At 72.7% G+C, this 15,593-nt stretch carries 15 protein-coding genes; 6 read left to right on the forward strand and 9 right to left on the reverse strand.

Features of this window, described 5'->3' with window-relative positions; translation table 11 throughout:
* The first annotated feature begins 122 nt into the window (after nt 1-122).
* The 5 genes from ACFWA9_RS16125 to trxA all read left to right on the forward strand — a co-directional run bounded on the left by ACFWA9_RS16125 (nt 123) and on the right by trxA (nt 5,587).
* Nucleotides 123-2,027 (forward strand): protein kinase family protein, encoded by a 1,905-nt coding sequence (locus tag ACFWA9_RS16125; RefSeq protein ID WP_380387607.1) that lies wholly within the window; start codon nt 123-125, stop codon nt 2,025-2,027.
* Between the two features lie 89 nt (nt 2,028-2,116).
* Nucleotides 2,117-2,899: an RNA polymerase sigma factor SigM gene (sigM, locus tag ACFWA9_RS16130; RefSeq protein ID WP_352288633.1), complete on the forward strand. Its 783-nt coding sequence runs from the start codon at nt 2,117-2,119 to the stop codon at nt 2,897-2,899.
* A complete protein-coding gene (locus ACFWA9_RS16135) occupies nt 2,896-3,906 on the forward strand; it encodes a hypothetical protein (RefSeq protein ID WP_380387610.1) in 1,011 nt (336 codons plus the stop codon). The genes sigM and ACFWA9_RS16135 overlap by 4 nt, the downstream gene beginning before the upstream one ends.
* A gap of 258 nt (nt 3,907-4,164) precedes the next feature.
* Nucleotides 4,165-5,130: a thioredoxin-disulfide reductase gene (gene trxB, locus ACFWA9_RS16140; protein WP_352288563.1), complete on the forward strand. Its 966-nt coding sequence runs from the start codon at nt 4,165-4,167 to the stop codon at nt 5,128-5,130.
* A gap of 130 nt (nt 5,131-5,260) precedes the next feature.
* The gene (gene trxA / locus ACFWA9_RS16145; RefSeq protein WP_329488790.1) at nt 5,261-5,587 is read left to right on the forward strand and encodes a thioredoxin; all 327 of its coding nucleotides are present in this window, start codon (nt 5,261-5,263) and stop codon (nt 5,585-5,587) included.
* 119 nt (nt 5,588-5,706) lie between these two features.
* Here the strand turns inward: trxA and ACFWA9_RS16150 are convergent, their stop codons facing one another.
* The 9 genes from ACFWA9_RS16150 to rpmH form a co-directional block, all read right to left on the reverse strand.
* Nucleotides 5,707-6,324 carry a GNAT family N-acetyltransferase gene (locus ACFWA9_RS16150; RefSeq protein WP_352288565.1) on the reverse strand — a complete coding sequence of 206 codons (618 nt, stop codon included), beginning with the start codon at nt 6,322-6,324 and terminating at the stop codon, nt 5,707-5,709.
* A 125-nt stretch (nt 6,325-6,449) separates the two neighbouring features.
* Nucleotides 6,450-7,541, reverse strand: coding sequence for a ParB/RepB/Spo0J family partition protein (locus ACFWA9_RS16155; protein WP_380387614.1), 1,092 nt, complete (start codon nt 7,539-7,541; stop codon nt 6,450-6,452).
* Nucleotides 7,538-8,530 carry a ParA family protein gene (locus ACFWA9_RS16160; protein WP_380387617.1) on the reverse strand — a complete coding sequence of 331 codons (993 nt, stop codon included), beginning with the start codon at nt 8,528-8,530 and terminating at the stop codon, nt 7,538-7,540. Before ACFWA9_RS16160 ends, ACFWA9_RS16155 begins: the two co-directional genes overlap by 4 nt.
* A 309-nt stretch (nt 8,531-8,839) precedes the next feature.
* Nucleotides 8,840-9,673, reverse strand: coding sequence for a 16S rRNA (guanine(527)-N(7))-methyltransferase RsmG (gene rsmG, locus ACFWA9_RS16165; RefSeq protein ID WP_329488795.1), 834 nt, complete (start codon nt 9,671-9,673; stop codon nt 8,840-8,842).
* A gap of 178 nt (nt 9,674-9,851) precedes the next feature.
* Nucleotides 9,852-10,382, reverse strand: a complete 531-nt coding sequence (locus ACFWA9_RS16170; RefSeq protein WP_329488796.1) for a R3H domain-containing nucleic acid-binding protein — start codon at nt 10,380-10,382, stop codon at nt 9,852-9,854.
* Between the two features lie 84 nt (nt 10,383-10,466).
* Nucleotides 10,467-11,624, reverse strand: coding sequence for a membrane protein insertase YidC (gene yidC / locus ACFWA9_RS16175; RefSeq protein ID WP_352288571.1), 1,158 nt, complete (start codon nt 11,622-11,624; stop codon nt 10,467-10,469).
* Complete coding sequence (gene yidD / locus ACFWA9_RS16180; RefSeq protein WP_352288573.1) at nt 11,621-11,992, reverse strand: membrane protein insertion efficiency factor YidD; 372 nt, start codon at nt 11,990-11,992, stop codon at nt 11,621-11,623. Before yidD ends, yidC begins: the two co-directional genes overlap by 4 nt.
* Nucleotides 11,989-12,417: a ribonuclease P protein component gene (gene rnpA, locus ACFWA9_RS16185; RefSeq protein ID WP_352288575.1), complete on the reverse strand. Its 429-nt coding sequence runs from the start codon at nt 12,415-12,417 to the stop codon at nt 11,989-11,991. The genes yidD and rnpA overlap by 4 nt, the downstream gene beginning before the upstream one ends.
* Nucleotides 12,418-12,435: 18 nt before the next feature.
* Nucleotides 12,436-12,573 (reverse strand): 50S ribosomal protein L34, encoded by a 138-nt coding sequence (gene rpmH, locus ACFWA9_RS16190; RefSeq protein ID WP_148643823.1) that lies wholly within the window; start codon nt 12,571-12,573, stop codon nt 12,436-12,438.
* 442 nt (nt 12,574-13,015) lie between these two features.
* Between rpmH and dnaA the strand changes: the two genes are divergently transcribed.
* Nucleotides 13,016-14,893, forward strand: coding sequence for a chromosomal replication initiator protein DnaA (dnaA, locus tag ACFWA9_RS16195; RefSeq protein WP_380387622.1), 1,878 nt, complete (start codon nt 13,016-13,018; stop codon nt 14,891-14,893).
* Nucleotides 14,894-15,593 lie beyond the last annotated feature (700 nt).

Below are 15,593 nucleotides of genomic sequence, written 5' to 3' on the forward strand. Positions count from 1 at the left end.
CCTTTCAGCGGTCGTACTCGGTGGAGAAGAGTGGGCACAATTGTCCTGGAGCACAGGGCCTCGGCCCGAGCGCTCCAGCGACTCTCTCAGGCCGGGGCGACACAAGGGGAGGCAGGACCACGGTGGCTGATGGCACCAAGGCGGTCGTCGACACGTCAGCAGCTGACGGGGCGGCGGACGAAGCCGCACTGGCCGCGGCGATCGACGAGCTCGCCGAGACGGCCCCGTCCACCACGTCCGGCGAGGACGCCGAGGACGCCGACGAGGACCGGGCGAAGCCCGCGCGCCCCGCCGGCGAGGAGACCTCGGAGATCACCGCGCCGCTCTCCGCCGACGAGATCCGGGCCGAGCTCGCCGCCCGCGAGGCCGCGCCCAAGCCGGCCGCGGCGCCCGCCGGCCGGCCCTCCGGGCGCCCCCCGCAGGACCCGCAGCCGACCCACGACCCCCGTGACACCGCCACCCTCCCGCGGACCCTGCCCGCCCCGCTGAGGCACAGCGGCGACAAGGTCGGCCACCGGTACCGGCTGGAGGAGTGCATCTCCCACACCGAGACCTTCAGCAGCTGGCGGGCGGTCGACGAGAAGCTGCGCCGGGCCGTCGGCGTCCACCTGATGGCCTCCGGTCACCAGCGCGCCCGGGCGGTGCTGGCGGCCGCCAAGTCGGCCGCGCTGCTCGGCGACCCGCGCTTCGTCCAGGTCCTGGACGCCGTCCAGGAGGGCGAGCTGGTCTACGTCGTGCGGGAGTGGCTGCCGCACGCCTCCGACCTCGCCAAGCTGCTCGTCACCGGCCCGATGGAGCCGCACGAGGCCTACCAGATGGTCCGCCAGGTCACCGACGCGGTGGCCGCCGCCCACCGGCGCGGCCAGGCGCATCTGCGGCTCACCCCGCGCTGCGTGCTGCGCACCGACAGCGGCCAGTACCGGATCAACGGCATCGCCGTCGACGCCGCCCTGCGCGGTCTGCCCGCCGAGGGCGCCGACGAGGACGCCGAGCGCACCGACACCCGTGCCATCGGCGCCCTGCTGTTCGCCGCGCTCACCCACCGCTGGCCGTTCCCGGAGGACCGCTACGACCTCCAGGGCCTGCCGAAGGACCTCCGCGACGTCCCGCCGGACCAGGTCCGGGCCGGCGTCCACAAGGGCCTGTCCGAGCTGGCCGCGCGCGCCCTGTTCGACCAGCCGCCGCACCACGCGGAGCCGATCACCACCCCGGAGGAGCTGGCCAGGGCGATCGCGCTGATGCCGCGGATCCGCCCGCCCGAGCCGGAGCTGCCCGCCTTCACCCCGCCGCCCCGGCACACCACCCACGCGCTGCCCACCGCGCCCAACCCGACCCGGGTGGTGGCCGCCCCCGGCGCCGGACCGGCGCCCGCCCCGGCCCGTCAGGCCCCGGTCCGGCGCACCCGCCGCCGGCTGCGCCGGGCGCTCAAGGTGACGGCCTGGACGGTGGCCCTCGGCGCGATCGGCGTCGCCTCCTGGCAGCTGGTGGACCACCTGCGCAACCCCGGGACGTCGGTGGCCGCCGCCGACCCCTCGCCCTCCGGGACGTCGCCGACCGCGCACACCGCCCCGCACCCGCCGGTGCCGATCCAGATCAAGGACGCCCAGGCGTTCAGCCCCTCGGGCGAGAACAAGTACTCCCCGGCCAAGGCCTTCGACGGCGACGCCGGCACGTCCTGGGTCAGCTCCTGGTACAACGACCAGCTGGGCCCCAAGCCCGCCCTCCGGGACGGCATCGGCCTGCTGCTCGACCTCGGTTCCCCGCAGGCCGTCAGCTCGGTCAGCGCGCAGTTCGTCGGCAGCACCACGGCGGAGTTGCGGATCCCCGGCCCGCAGGCGGCCGGCGACCCGGCCAGGGCGCAGCCGGGCGACTTCACGGCGGTCGGCAAGCAGAGCGGCACCACGCTCGACTACGCCCTGGAGAAACCGGTCACCACCCGCTACCTCTTGCTCTGGATGACCAGCCTGCCGAAGGATACGGACGGCAAGTACAAGGCCTACGTCTCCGAAGTCAAGGTCTCCGGCTGACCGGAGCCCGACCGGGCGGGCACGGCAGGACGCCGCGCCCGGCCCGACGGGGGCGGGGCGGCAGGACACGGAACGGGCGAGGGGTGGCAGTGGCGGACGGGGCCGACCGGACGGACGACGACGCGGCGCTGCTCGCCCGGCACGTCGCCGGCGACCGGGCCGCCTTCGGCCTGCTGGTCGACCGCCACCGCGACCGGCTCTGGGCGGTCGCCCTGCGCACCCTGGGCGACCGCGAGGAGGCCGCCGACGCCCTCCAGGACGCGCTGGTCTCCGCCTTCCGCGCCGCCCACACCTTCCAGGGCCGCTCGGCCGTCACCACCTGGCTGCACCGGATCGTCGTCAACGCCTGCCTGGACCGCGCCCGGCGCACCGCCGCGCGGCGCACCAAGCCGCTCGACGACGACCCGCAACGCCTCGACGCCATGGTCGGCTCCGCCGAACCGGCCGACTCCCCGGTGGTCCGCGCCGAGCTGCACCGGGAGGTGGCGGCGGCGCTCGGCGAGCTGGCGCCCGAGCAGCGGGCCGCGCTGGTCCTGGTCGACATGCAGGGCTACCCGGTCGCCGAGGCGGCCGAGCTGCTGGGCGTGCCGGTCGGCACGGTGAAGAGCCGCTGCGCCCGCGGCCGGGCCCGGCTGCTGCCCCTGGTGCGGCACCTGCGCGAGGGCCGCGGCGCCGATGCTCCACCCGCAGCCGATGTTTCACGTGAAACAGGGCCCTCGGGAGCAGCCTCCCCGGACGGCGCCGGGCCGTCGGGAACCGCCCCGGGCGGCCGCGCCGCGCCCCCGGGGAACCCGTCCGGGGCCAGGACCGTCAGAGGAACGGGCCCCGACACCGGTCGGCCCGTTCTGGAAGGAGACGCGAGCACGCGATGACGGCCCCCCTCTCCTCCCCCGACCCCGTCGGAGCGCACCCCTCCGTCGACGAGCTCGCCGACCTCGCCGAGGAACTGGTCGAGCCCGCGGCCGCCGAGGCGCTGCGGACCCACCTGGCCGGCTGCGCCGACTGCCGCGAGACCGCCGAGGCGCTCGCCGAGCTCGCCACCCTGCTGGCGGGGGCACCGGCCCCGGTGATGCCCGCCGACATCGCGGCGCGGCTGGACGCGGCCCTCGCGGCCGCGGCGGCCGACGCCGACCCGGCCGACCCCGGTACGCCCCGCACCACGGCTCCCGACGGCCCCCACACGGGCACCGGGGCCCCCTCCCGGTCCGTGGACCAGGCCGCCGCCCCGCGCCCTGCCACAGCCCCCCTCGGGCCGCCCCGGCGGCCGGCCACGGCGAACTCCGCCACCGGTCCGGGCCGCCACCGCCCACGCCGCCGACGGGCCGCGGTCCTGCTCGGCGCCGCGGCCGCGCTGCTCGCGGTCGGCCTCGGCAGCTCGCTGCTGCTGCGGCCGGCCGAGCGGCAGACGGCGGACACCGCCTCCGCCCGGGCCGCCGCGACGGCTCCCTCGGCCGGCCCCAAGGCGCAGCTCTCGACCGGCGGCACCGCGTACCAGGACGACCGGCTCGCGGCCCAGGTGCAGCAGCTGCTCGCCCGTACCGGCGCGACCCCCGACGGCCGGGCCGAGACGTCCGGGTCCGCCGCGCCACCGGCCGACGGCGGACCGGGGCTGGGCCCGGGCGCGACCCGCAAGCCCTCCGCCTCGTCCGCGCCGGCACCCACCGACGGCGGACCGGGCCTCGGCCAGGGCGGTAGCGCCCCGGCCTGCCCGGCCCCCGCCGACGGACCGCTGCTGGCCTCCGAGCGCGGCAGCTACGCCGGTGACCCGGCCGAGCTACTGGTGTACGGGGTGCCGGGCAGGGCCGACCGGGTCGACGTCTACCTCCGCGCGCCGGACTGCGGCCCGGTGCTGCTGCACCGCACCATCCCGGCCCCCTGACCGGCGCGCCGCGGCAGGACCGCCGAAAAGGCGCACCCATGGGCCGCGGGCGTGCTGGGAGACCGGCCCCGGCCGCCCGCCGCGCCCGCACCGTTCCCGTGCGATCCACGCCGGGTGCGGCCCGGCACTCCCACACTGCGGGCGCCTGGTGCCGATCGGCCTGGGAATGCGAGAGACTGGTCAGTCGTTGTCCCGGGCGGCGGAGCAGGACCGCCCTCCCCGCCCTAGCGCGGGTCGCGATGCGAACCAGGAGATGCAGTGAGCGACGTCCGTAACGTGATCATCATCGGTTCCGGCCCGGCCGGCTACACGGCTGCGCTCTACACCGCCCGTGCCGCCCTCAAGCCCCTCGTCTTCGAGGGCGCCGTCACCGCCGGTGGCGCGCTGATGAACACCACCGAGGTCGAGAACTTCCCCGGCTTCCGGGACGGCATCATGGGCCCCGAGCTGATGGACAACATGCGCGCCCAGGCCGAGCGCTTCGGCGCCGAGCTGATCCCGGACGACATCGTGGCCGTCGACCTCACGGGCGACATCAAGACCGTGACGGACTCCGAGGGCAACGTCCACCGGGCCCGCGCCGTGATCGTCACCACCGGTTCGCAGCACCGCAAGCTCGACCTGCCGAACGAGGACAAGCTCTCCGGTCGCGGCGTCTCGTGGTGCGCCACCTGCGACGGCTTCTTCTTCCGCGACCAGGACATCGCCGTGGTCGGCGGCGGTGACACCGCCCTGGAGGAGGCCACCTTCCTCTCCCGCTTCGCCCGCAGCGTCACGATCATCCACCGCCGGGACACCCTGCGCGCCTCCAAGGCGATGCAGGAGCGCGCCTTCGCCGACGAGAAGATCCGCTTCGAGTGGGACAGCGCGGTCGAGGCGATCCACGGCGACCCGAAGCTGAGCGGCGTCACCCTGCGGGACACCACCACCGGCGAGACCCGCGAGCTGGCCGTCACCGGTCTGTTCATCGCCATCGGCCACGACCCGCGCACCGACCTCTTCAAGGGTCAGCTGGAGCTGGACGCCGAGGGCTACCTGAAGGTCGAGGCCCCCTCGACCCGGACCAACATCCCGGGCGTCTTCGGTGCCGGCGACGTCGTCGACCACACCTACCGCCAGGCCATCACCGCCTCCGGCACCGGCTGCTCCGCCGCGCTGGACGCCGAGCGCTACCTGGCCTCGCTCGCCGACCTGGAGGCCGCGGCCGCCACCGTGGCGGTCTGAGCCCCCCACCGACCCACCCCGGGTGGGGGCGTTCCACGTGGAACACCCCCACCCCGCCGGGCAGAAACAGAACGGGCCCGCCCGTTGTTCTCCTGGCAGCACCCCCTCCGCACCACCCCGAGGAGTTCCCGTGGCCGGCGCCACCACTACCGTCACCGATGCGACGTTCAAGGCCGACGTCCTGGACAGCGACAAGCCCGTCCTGGTCGACTTCTGGGCCACCTGGTGCGGCCCGTGCCGCCAGGTCGCCCCGATCCTGGACGAGATCGCGGCTGAGCACTCCGACAAGCTGACCATCGCCAAGCTCGACGTCGATGCGAACCAGCAGACGGCCGCCCAGTACAACGTCATCTCGATCCCGACGCTGATCGTCTACAAGGGCGGCGAGCCGGTGAAATCCATCACCGGTGCCCGTCCGAAGGCCGCGCTGCTGCGCGAGCTGGCCGACTTCCTCTAGGCCGTCGGCCCAGGGCCCCCGGGCCCGGTTCCGGCCGACACAGCGCGATGGCGGCGCCCCCCACCCCAGGGGCGCCGCCATCGTCGTTCCGGCTGCCCGGTTCCCCCGGACGGCGCGGCTCAGAACGGTCGCAGCGCGGGCTCCTTCCGGCCTCCGCCCAGCAGCCGCTCCAGCGCGCCCTCGACGTCACCGCGCCAGGACAGCGTGGTGCGTGCCTCCAGCCGCAGCCGCGGGTAGCGGTGGTGCGGCCGGATCGTCTTGAAGCCGACCGCCAGCAGATGATCGGCCGGCAGGACACAGCTCGGCGACTGCCGGCCGACCGCGCCGAAGGCCTCGATCGCCCGGACCCCGCGCCCCATCAGGTCCTTGGCCACCGTCTGCACCAGCACCCGGCCGAGCCCCTGCCGCTGGTAGCCCGGGAGCACGCGGCTGATCATCAGCTGAACGGCGTCCGGCGAGACCGGACTGGTCGGGAAGGACTGCGACCGCGGCACGTACGCCGGCGGGGCGTAGAGCACGAAACCGGCGGGGTCGTCGTCCACGTAGACGACCCGGCCGCAGGAACCCCACTCCAGCAGCACCGCGGAGATCCAGCCCTCCTTCTCGGCCTCCGACTTCCCGGATTCGACGGCCGCCCGGCCGGTGACCGGATCCAGCTCCCAGAACACGCAGGAGCGACAGGTCGTCGGCAGGTCCTTGAGGTTGTCCAGCGTCAGCGGAACGATCCGGCGTCCCATGCCCCGCACCTCCTCGTCCACTCCACAGTCGAACATTCCCCCTGAACGCCGATGGGTGCATGTTTCACGTGAAACAGCCGCTCACGTGGAACATGCACCCGTCGAGATCCGTGGTCGGCCCCGGCTCAGCCCTGCGACAGCCGCAGCCCGTCCTCACCCGGCGCCAGGCTGTCCAGGATCCGGTTGAGGTCCTCCACCGAGCCGAACTCCAGGACGACCTTGCCCTTGCCCAGCTTGCCGCCGCGCTGCGAGACCTCCACCTTGACCCGGGTGTCGAAGCGGTCCGAGAGCCGGCTCGCCAGGTCGTTGAAGGCCGGCGAGAGCAGCTTGCCCGCCTGCGGTCCGACCGAGCGCTTGGGCTTCGGCTCCTGGCCGCTCATCAGCATGACGAGCTCCTCGGTGGTCCGCACCGAGAGCCCCTCCGCGATGATCCGTTTGGCCAGCTCCTCCTGGCCCTCGGCGTCCGGCACCCCGAGCACCGCCCGGGCGTGCCCGGCGGTCAGCGTCCCGGCCGCCACCCGCCGCTGCACACCCGGCGAGAGCTTCAGCAGCCGCAGGGTGTTGGAGACGTGCGAGCGCGAGCGGCCGATCCGGTCCGCCAGCTCGTCGTGCGTGCAGGAGAAGTCCCGCAGCAGCTGGTCGTAGGCGGCCGCCTCCTCCAGCGCGTTGAGCTCCGCCCGGTGGAGGTTCTCCAGCAGGGCGTCCAGCAGCAGCTTGTCGTCCTCGGTCGCCCGGACGATCGCCGGGATCTGCTCCAGGCCCGCCTCCCGGGAGGCCCGCCAGCGCCGCTCGCCCATGATGAGCTCGAAGCGCTCGGGCGCGACCTGGCGCACCACCACCGGCTGGAGCAGGCCCACCTCCTTGATGGAGGCGACCAGCTCGGCCAGCTTGTCCTCGTCGAAGACCTCGCGCGGCTGACGCGGGTTCGGCGTGATCGAGTCCAGCGGCAGCTCGGCGAACCGGGCGCCGGGCACCTGTGCCAGCTCCGGTGCGGCGGCCGCCTGCTCCCGCTGGGCCTGCTCCCGCAGGCTCTCGGCGGCCGCCTTGGCCGCCAGCGTTCCGCGCCCGGTCGGCAGCAGCGGCACCGCGCCCGGCGAGACCGCCCCGGGGGACACCACCGTGGCCGCCGAGGCCTGCGTCGCCGCGCCGTCGGCCGCCGGTGCGGCGGGTCCGATCAGCGCTCCGAGCCCTCGTCCCAGACCCCTGCGACCACTCACCGATTGCCCTCCGTCGTGCCGTGCTGTGCCATCGGGGCGTGCTGCCCCGGCTCGCTGCCCTGCTGCTGACCCGCCCGCTGCTGACCGACCAGCGTGCCACCGGTACCGATACCCGACGCCCGCATCGCCAGCTCGCGGGCGGCCTCCAGGTAGGAGAGCGCGCCGGTCGAACCCGGGTCGTAGGTGATCACCGTCTGACCGTAGCTGGGCGCCTCGGAGATCCGGACCGAGCGCGGGATCGCGGTCTGCAGCACCTCCTGCTGGAAGTGCGTCCGGACCTCCTCGGCCACCTGGGCGGCCAGCCTGGTCCGGGCGTCGTACATGGTGAGCAGGATGGTGGAGACGTGCAGCGTGGGGTTGAGGTGCGCGCGAACCAGCTCGACGTTGCGCAGCAGCTGGCCGAGGCCCTCCAGCGCGTAGTACTCGCACTGGATCGGGATCAGCACCTCCTGGCTGGCCACCAGCGCGTTGACCGTCAGCAGGCCGAGCGAGGGCGGGCAGTCGATCAGGATGTAGTCCAGCGGCTGCTCGTAGGCGGCGATGGCGCGCTGCAGCCGGCTCTCCCGGGCGACCAGCGAGACCAGTTCGATCTCCGCGCCGGCCAGGTCGATGGTGGCGGGGACGCAGAAGAGCCCCTCGACGTCCACCACCGGCTGCACCACGTCGGCCAGCGGCTTGCCCTCCACCAGCACGTCGTAGATCGACGGCACCTCGGCGTGGTGGTCGATGCCGAGCGCCGTGGAGGCGTTGCCCTGCGGATCGAGGTCCACCACCAGCACGCGCAGTCCGTGCATCGCGAGCGAGGCCGCCATGTTGACGGTGCTGGTGGTCTTGCCCACCCCGCCCTTCTGGTTGGCCACCACGATCACCCGGGTCGCGACAGGTCGGGGAAGACCCTCGCCCGCTCGGCCGATCGCCTGTACCGCAGCCTGGGCAGCCCGTGCGATGGGCGTGTCATCGATCTGGTCGATGGTCTCCGAGTCCTGCATGGGGGTCAGTGTTTCACGTGAAACCGGAGCGGCAACAGTCGCCGCCCGGCTGCGACTGAGGATTCCGGAAAGCAGGGAGCGACGTTTCACGTGAAACACCATGCCCGCAATGTCGGAATTCTGACGGTGCGACACTCCGGTGGCCGGGAGTCACCCGGTCGGCCGCCCGCCGGTCGCTCCGGCGTCACCGGGCCCGCCGCCGGCTCCTTCGGCGCGGGCCCGGGTGCCGGGGACGACGACCGCGCGCGGCCGGAACGCCGAACGGGCGGGTGGTCCGAAGACCACCCGCCCGTTCCCGATCCCGCCCGCTCAGCGGCTGCGGCGCCGTCCGCCCCGGCTCCGCTCACCGGTGCGCGGGGCACCGGCGTTGCGCCCGGCCCGGGCCGCCCGGGCCCGCCGGGTCGCCGCCTTGACCCCGCCGGGGCTCTCCCCCGCCTTCACCTGGATCACCCGGGTCGAGGTCTCCAGCGTGCCCTCGCCCACCGAGATGACCGTCCACTCGACCGCGCCCAGCTTGGCCAGCCCGGCCCGCGAGTCGGCCAGCTCCTGCTCGGCGCTGTCCCCCTTGAGCGCCAGCATCTGGCCGTGCGGGCGCAGCAGCGGCATGCCCCAGCCGGCGAGCCGGTCCAGCGGTGCCACCGCCCGGGCGGTCACCACGTCCACCGCGAGCTTGCCGACCATCTCCTCGGCCCGCCCGCGCAGCACGGTGACGTTCTCCAGGCCGAGCTCACGGACCACCTCCTCCAGGAAGGTGGTGCGGCGCAGCAGCGGCTCCAGCAGCGTCACCGAGACGTCCGGGCGCGCCAGCGCGACGGGGATGCCGGGCAGCCCGGCCCCGGAGCCGACGTCGCACAGGGTCGACCCGGGCGGCAGCAGCTCGGCGAGCACCGCGCAGTTCAGCACGTGGCGGTCCCAGAGCCGGGGCACCTCGCGAGGGCCGATCAGCCCGCGCTGGACTCCCGCGGTGGCCAGCAGCTCGGTGTAGCGGACCGCCGCCTCGTAGCGGTCACCGAAGACCTCCCGAGCCACGGCCGGGGCGGCGGCCAGCCCCTCGGCCGCCGCGCCTTCGGCGCCCGGGCCCTCAGCGGCCGAACTACCGGCACCCGCCGCCGGATCCCCGGCTGCCGCGCTCTCCGTGTCCATCTCGACCTCTCCGCTCCCCGGATCCACCGACCCGCTCTCCGCACTGTTTCACGTGAAACATCTTTCGCCGGGCCACGCCCCGCGAAGGGACGACGACCCCGCCCGCACGAGGCGGACGGGGTCGAGTCCTCTGAAGGTCACCGGTCGCCGAAGCGGCCGGTCATCGACTTCCCCGGTGTCAGGCCGGCAACACGACCACGCACCGCTGGGGCTCTTCGCCCTCCGACTCACTGCGCAGACCGGCCGCGGCGACGGCGTCGTGCACGACCTTGCGCTCGAAGGGCGTCATGGCCCGCAGCTTGACCTGCTCCCCCGAGCTCTTGACCTGCTCCGCGGCCTGGGCCCCGAGCTCGGCCAGCTCGGTGCGCTTGCGGGCGCGGAAGCCGGCAATGTCCAGCATGAGGCGGCTGCGCTCGCCGGTCTCCCGGTGGACAGCCAACCGGGTCAGCTCCTGCAGGGCCTCCAGCACCTCGCCGTCCTGGCCGACCAGGCGCTGCAGGGCGCGGTCATTGCCGTCGCCGACGATGGACACCAGGGCGCGGTCGCCCTCGACGTCCATGTCGATGTCCCCATCGAGGTCGGCGATGTCGAGCAGACCCTCCAGGTAGTCCGCCGCGATGTCGCCCTCCTGCTCCAGGCGGGAGACGAGGCTCTCGTCGGCGCTGGAAGCGGCCTCGACCTCGACGGCGGAGGTGGTGCCTTCCGTCACTGATGGACTCCTTCGGGGATGGGCCCGGATGGTGGGCCGGGAACGAGGTTCAGAGGGCCGCTGGGACGGTCCGGGGCCGGTCGGTCAGGACTTCTTCTTCGGCCGCTGGCCGCCCTGCCCACCGCGCTTCGGCTGCTGCCGGCCGCCCTGCCGGGCCGGGCCGGACTTGGCCCCGGAGGGCCTGGTCGCGGTCGGCTTGGCACCGGCGGACTCGGCCGGGACCGCGGCCTCGGACTCCTCGGCCGGAGCCGGGGCGTCCTTGGTGAGGCTGGCCGTCGGGGCGGCACCGGTGTGCTGGCGCTGCGACTTGGTCTGCTTGCGCGGCTGCTGGCGGCGCACCTGCACCGCGTCCTCGACGACGGCCTCGGCGGACGCGGCCGTCTTCTTCGGGGGCAGCATGCCCCAGAGGGCGCCCTTGATCTCCGAGCCGTCCGGGTTGAGGCGGCCGTTCTTCTTCAGCCGGACCTGGCGCTCGTCCCAGGCCTTGCTGCCGGGCGTCGGGTTGTTCCGGATGACGATCAGCTGCTGGCCCATCGACCAGACGTTGGTGGTCAGCCAGTAGACCAGCACACCGACGGGGAAGTTGATGCCCATCACGGCGAACATGATCGGGAAGACGTACATCAGCATCTTCTGCTGCTGCATGAACGGCGTCTTGATCGTGAGGTCGACGTTCTTGGTCATCAGCTGGCGCTGCGTGATGAACTGCGACAGCGACATCAGGATGATCATCACCGCGGTGACGATCTTGACGCTGACCTCGCTGCTGCCGAGGAAGGTCGCCGACAGTGGGGCGCCGAAGATGTGCGCCTGGCCGGCGCTGGTCAGCAGGTCGCCGTGGATGACGCCGATCGGCTCGCTCTTGGCGACCTTGGCGAGCACGCCGTAGAGGGCGGTGAAGAACGGCGCCTGCACGATGATGGGAAGGCAGCTGGAGAACGGGTTGGTACCCGCCTCCTTGTACAGCTTCATCATCTCTTCGGACTGGCGCTGCTTGTCGTTCTTGTAGCGCTCCTGGATGGCCTTCATCTTCGGCTGGATCGCCTGCATGGCCCGGGTCGCCTTGATCTGCTTCACGAAGAGCGGGATCAGGCAGATCCGGATGACGACCACCATCGAGGCGATGGCAAGACCCCAGGCCCAGCCACCGTTCGGGTCGAAGACGTGGCTGTACAGCGAGTGGAACTGGACGATGATCCAGGACACCGCTGTGTACAGGGGGTTCAGGAAGGAGAAGGTCACCGGTCAGGCTCCTTGGACATTGGGATCGGCCCCACGGGACCAATGGTCGCCGGGCCCTCTGGGTCCGGACCGGCGGGGGGCGTGGCGACCGGCTGATCGGCGGCGGACCCGCGGTTCAGCAGGTCACGCAGCCGGCGGTGCCACACCGGGTGCTTGCGCGGCGGAACATGATCGACCCCGCCGGGCGTCCACGGATTGCAGCGCAGGATGCGCCACACGGTCAGGCCGCCGCCCTTGACCGCCCCGTGCACCTTCACGGCCTCGAAGCCGTAGTGCGAGCAGGAGGGGTAATAGCGGCAGACCGGACCGAGCAGCGGGCTGATGGTCCACTGGTAGACCCTGATCAGACCCATCAGCAGGTACTTCATCGACCTGCTCCCGTCGGCGCCGTCACGGCGGGCTCCGCCTTCAGCAGCCGCTTGAGCGCCGCGTCCAGGTCGCGTTCCAGATCCTGGTACGAGGCGGACGCGGCCGGGGGCAGCGCACGCACCACTATCAGGCTACCGGCGGGCAGCCCGGAGAGACGATCACGGACGAGGTGGCGCAGTCGGCGCTTGACCAGGTTACGGACGACCGCCGGACCGACGGCCTTGCTCACGACGAAACCCGCACGCGCCGAAGGAGTCCCCTCGGCGACGTGCGGGCGGGAGTCGCTGGCCCGGTCGGCCTGCCCCGTGAGATCGCCGTCTCTGCTGAGATGGACGACCAGTAGGGGCCGGCCGGCCCGGCGACCGCGTTTCACCGCGGTCGCGAAGTCCTGGCGCCGCCGCAGCCGATTCTCGGAGGGCAGCACAACAGACTCTGGCGCGGATCAGGCGGAGATGGCGCTGCGGCCCTTGCCACGGCGGGCGGCCAGGATGGCACGGCCGGCGCGGGTACGCATACGCAGCCGGAAGCCGTGGGTCTTCGCGCGGCGACGGTTGTTCGGCTGGAAGGTGCGCTTGCTCACTCGGGGGCTCCTGAGGTGAATCGTAGGATGACGGGAAGTCGCTTGGCCGTCACCGTGCGTCCGCGTGATCTCCCCTGATACGGAAATCCGACCCGTCCTCCCAGTTCGGCTGGGGTTCAGGGCAATCCACGGCGCCCGTGCTGCGCGCCTTATGGAGCGGGTGGACCCGCGGACATGCGGCAGCGGCCATCGACAACTCGACCTGGTTACGGTACGCGGGACGGGGCGCGAGGGTCAAACCAGCCCTTCACGACGGACGCCCCGGGCCGCGCTCGCGGCCCCCGTCGCCCACAGCCTGTGGACAACGACTTGATCCGGCTCTGTTCGCTGACTACCGTTGCAGGACTTGTCTGGTTTTGTTCTTCGTCAACGGACACAGATCCACAGTCTCTTGATCCACCACCCCTGCTGGAGCCGCGGGGAACCGAGAAAGCGTGCACCAGTGGCTGATGTCAACAGCGACCTCGTCCCGGTCTGGGCGAGAGTCGTCGAGCGGCTGGTCAGCGACCCGGACGTCGGGGAGATGGACAAGCAGTGGGTGCAGCGCACCCAGCCGATGTGGATGATGCACGACACCGCCCTGCTGGCGACCCCCAACGAGCGGGCCAAGCAGGTGCTGGAGGGGCGACTGCTGCCCCAGCTGACCGAGGCGCTCAGCCGCGAACTCAGCCGCCCGGTCCGGATCGCGGTGATGGTCGACGCCAACGCCGTCCCCACCACCCCCGCGCCCGCGCAGGACGAGCCGCCGGCCGGCGAGCCGTACCAGCGCGACGACGGCGGCGACTACGGGCACCAGGGCTACGAGCGCCGCTACGACTCCGAGTCCGGCTACGAGCACGACCGGTACGACGACGGCGGCGGCTACCAGGAGCACCAGGCCCCGGCGTACGGCTCGGGCCGGCCGCCGGGCGGCGGCTACGGCGGCCCGCCGCAGAACCAGCCCTGGGAGAGCCACCAGAGCCACCAGGGTCACCAGGGTCACCAGGGCTATCCCGAGCACGGTTCCGGCTACCCCGAGCAGGAGCCGCCCGCCCAGCGCCCGGCTCCCCGCCCGGCGCACGGCCCCTCGTCGACCACCCAGGGCGACCTCTTCGGCGGCGCCTACGGCCCCGGCCCCGGCGAGCACCCGCGGACCGGTGGTGCCCGGCGCGGTCCCGGCGGGCGCCCGGCCCCCGGCCGGCCCGCGGAGAAGCCCGGCCCCGAGCGCGCCACCGACCGCCCGGCCGTCCCCGGCGTGCCGGCCCCGCCCGGCGCTCCCCCGGCCGGCGGCTCCCGCAAGGACGAGCCCGCGGCCCGGCTGAACCCCAAGTACCTCTTCGACACCTTCGTCATCGGCGCGAGCAACCGCTTCGCGCACGCGGCGGCGGTGGCCGTCGCCGAGGCCCCGGCCAAGGCGTACAACCCGCTCTTCATCTACGGCGAGTCCGGGCTGGGCAAGACCCACCTGCTGCACGCCATCGGGCACTACTCGCGCAGCCTCTTCCCGGGCACCCGGGTGCGCTACGTGTCGTCGGAGGAGTTCACCAACGAGTTCATCAACTCGATCCGGGACGGCAAGGCGGACGCGTTCCGCAAGCGGTACCGGGACATGGACATCCTGCTGGTGGACGACGTGCAGTTCCTGGCGAGCAAGGAGTCCACGCAGGAGGAGTTCTTCCACACCTTCAACACCCTGCACAACGCGAACAAGCAGATCGTCCTCTCGTCCGACCGGCCGCCCAAGCAGCTGATCACGCTGGAGGACCGGCTGCGCAACCGCTTCGAGTGGGGGCTGATCACCGACGTCACCCCGCCGGAGCTGGAGACCCGGATCGCGATCCTGCGCAAGAAGGCGATCCAGGAGCAACTCAACGCCCCGGCGGACGTGTTGGAGTTCATCGCGTCCAGGATCACCCGCAACATCCGGGAGTTGGAGGGCGCCCTGATCCGGGTCACCGCCTTCGCCAACCTCAACCGGGCGCCGGTGGACCTGGAGTTGGCCGGCATCGTCCTCAAGGACCTCATCCCCGGCGGGGACGAGGACGCCGGACCGGAGATCACCGCGCAGGTCATCATGCAGCAGACCGCCGCCTACTTCGGGCTGGGCGTGGACGACCTCTGCGGATCCTCCCGCAGCCGGGTGCTGGTGACGGCGCGCCAGATCGCCATGTACCTCTGCCGGGAGCTGACCGACCTCTCGCTGCCGAAGATCGGCGCGCAGTTCGGCGGCCGCGACCACACCACGGTGATGCACGCCGACCGCAAGATCCGGTCGCTGATGGCCGAGCGGCGCTCGATCTACAACCAGGTCACCGAACTGACCAACCGCATCAAGAGCTAGCCGGACCGGCCGGACGGGCCGTCCACACCCCTGCGAGGGCGTCAGGAGCGATCCTGACGCCCTTTCGGCATATCCGGAGGTGTGCGTCGCCGATCGGCTGGGCAGGAATGCCCCGACGGACGCTCCGCCAGTCCGCAGCCCGCGCCGAACATCTGACCGGTGATTCGAACACCCCGGGCGCGCAGGGCCGTTGTCCACAGGCGGAGCCGGTTCTCCACCGTCCACAGGCCACCGGCCCGCGAGTTATCCAGAATTCCTCCACAGGCCGCGCGCCGCTACGCTCTTCCGCGCAGGTCAGGTGCCTGTGGACTTGTGCACAACGGTTATCCACAGGCTGTGGACAATTGGCGGGCCGTCAGTGGGCCATTCGGGTTGTCCACCGGTTGTCCCCAGGGTGGCGGCGGTTATCCCCAGGTTGTCCACAGCCGCGTCCACAGTTCGACAACCGTGGGCCCGCGTTCATGCCCTGGTGTGAAAGGCGTCACGAAAAGTTGACCGGCCCCCGTGGATAACCGGGCCCGGATCTGGGGACAGCGCTGGGGATAACCTGTGGATACCCAACGTGCCCTGTGGGTAACGCTCCGCTGTCCACAGCGGGCCCTGTTCGTCCACAGCCGCCGTCCACACCTCCTGTGGACAAAAAACCGGGCCTGACCTGCACGAACAGGGTTATCCACGGTTTCCACAGGCCCTACTACTA

Source organism: Kitasatospora sp. NPDC059973 (genome assembly GCF_042737525.1).
Lineage (GTDB): Bacteria > Actinomycetota > Actinomycetes > Streptomycetales > Streptomycetaceae > Kitasatospora.

Coding starts and splice junctions, on each gene's coding strand:
- ACFWA9_RS16135 (WP_380387610.1), top strand. CDS start 2,896: ATGACGGCCCCCCTCTCCTCCCCCGACCCCGTCGGAGCGCACCCCTCC.
- ACFWA9_RS16150 (WP_352288565.1), bottom strand. CDS start 6,324: ATGGGACGCCGGATCGTTCCGCTGACGCTGGACAACCTCAAGGACCTG.
- ACFWA9_RS16160 (WP_380387617.1), bottom strand. CDS start 8,530: ATGCAGGACTCGGAGACCATCGACCAGATCGATGACACGCCCATCGCA.
- rsmG (WP_329488795.1), bottom strand. CDS start 9,673: ATGGACACGGAGAGCGCGGCAGCCGGGGATCCGGCGGCGGGTGCCGGT.
- yidD (WP_352288573.1), bottom strand. CDS start 11,992: ATGAAGTACCTGCTGATGGGTCTGATCAGGGTCTACCAGTGGACCATC.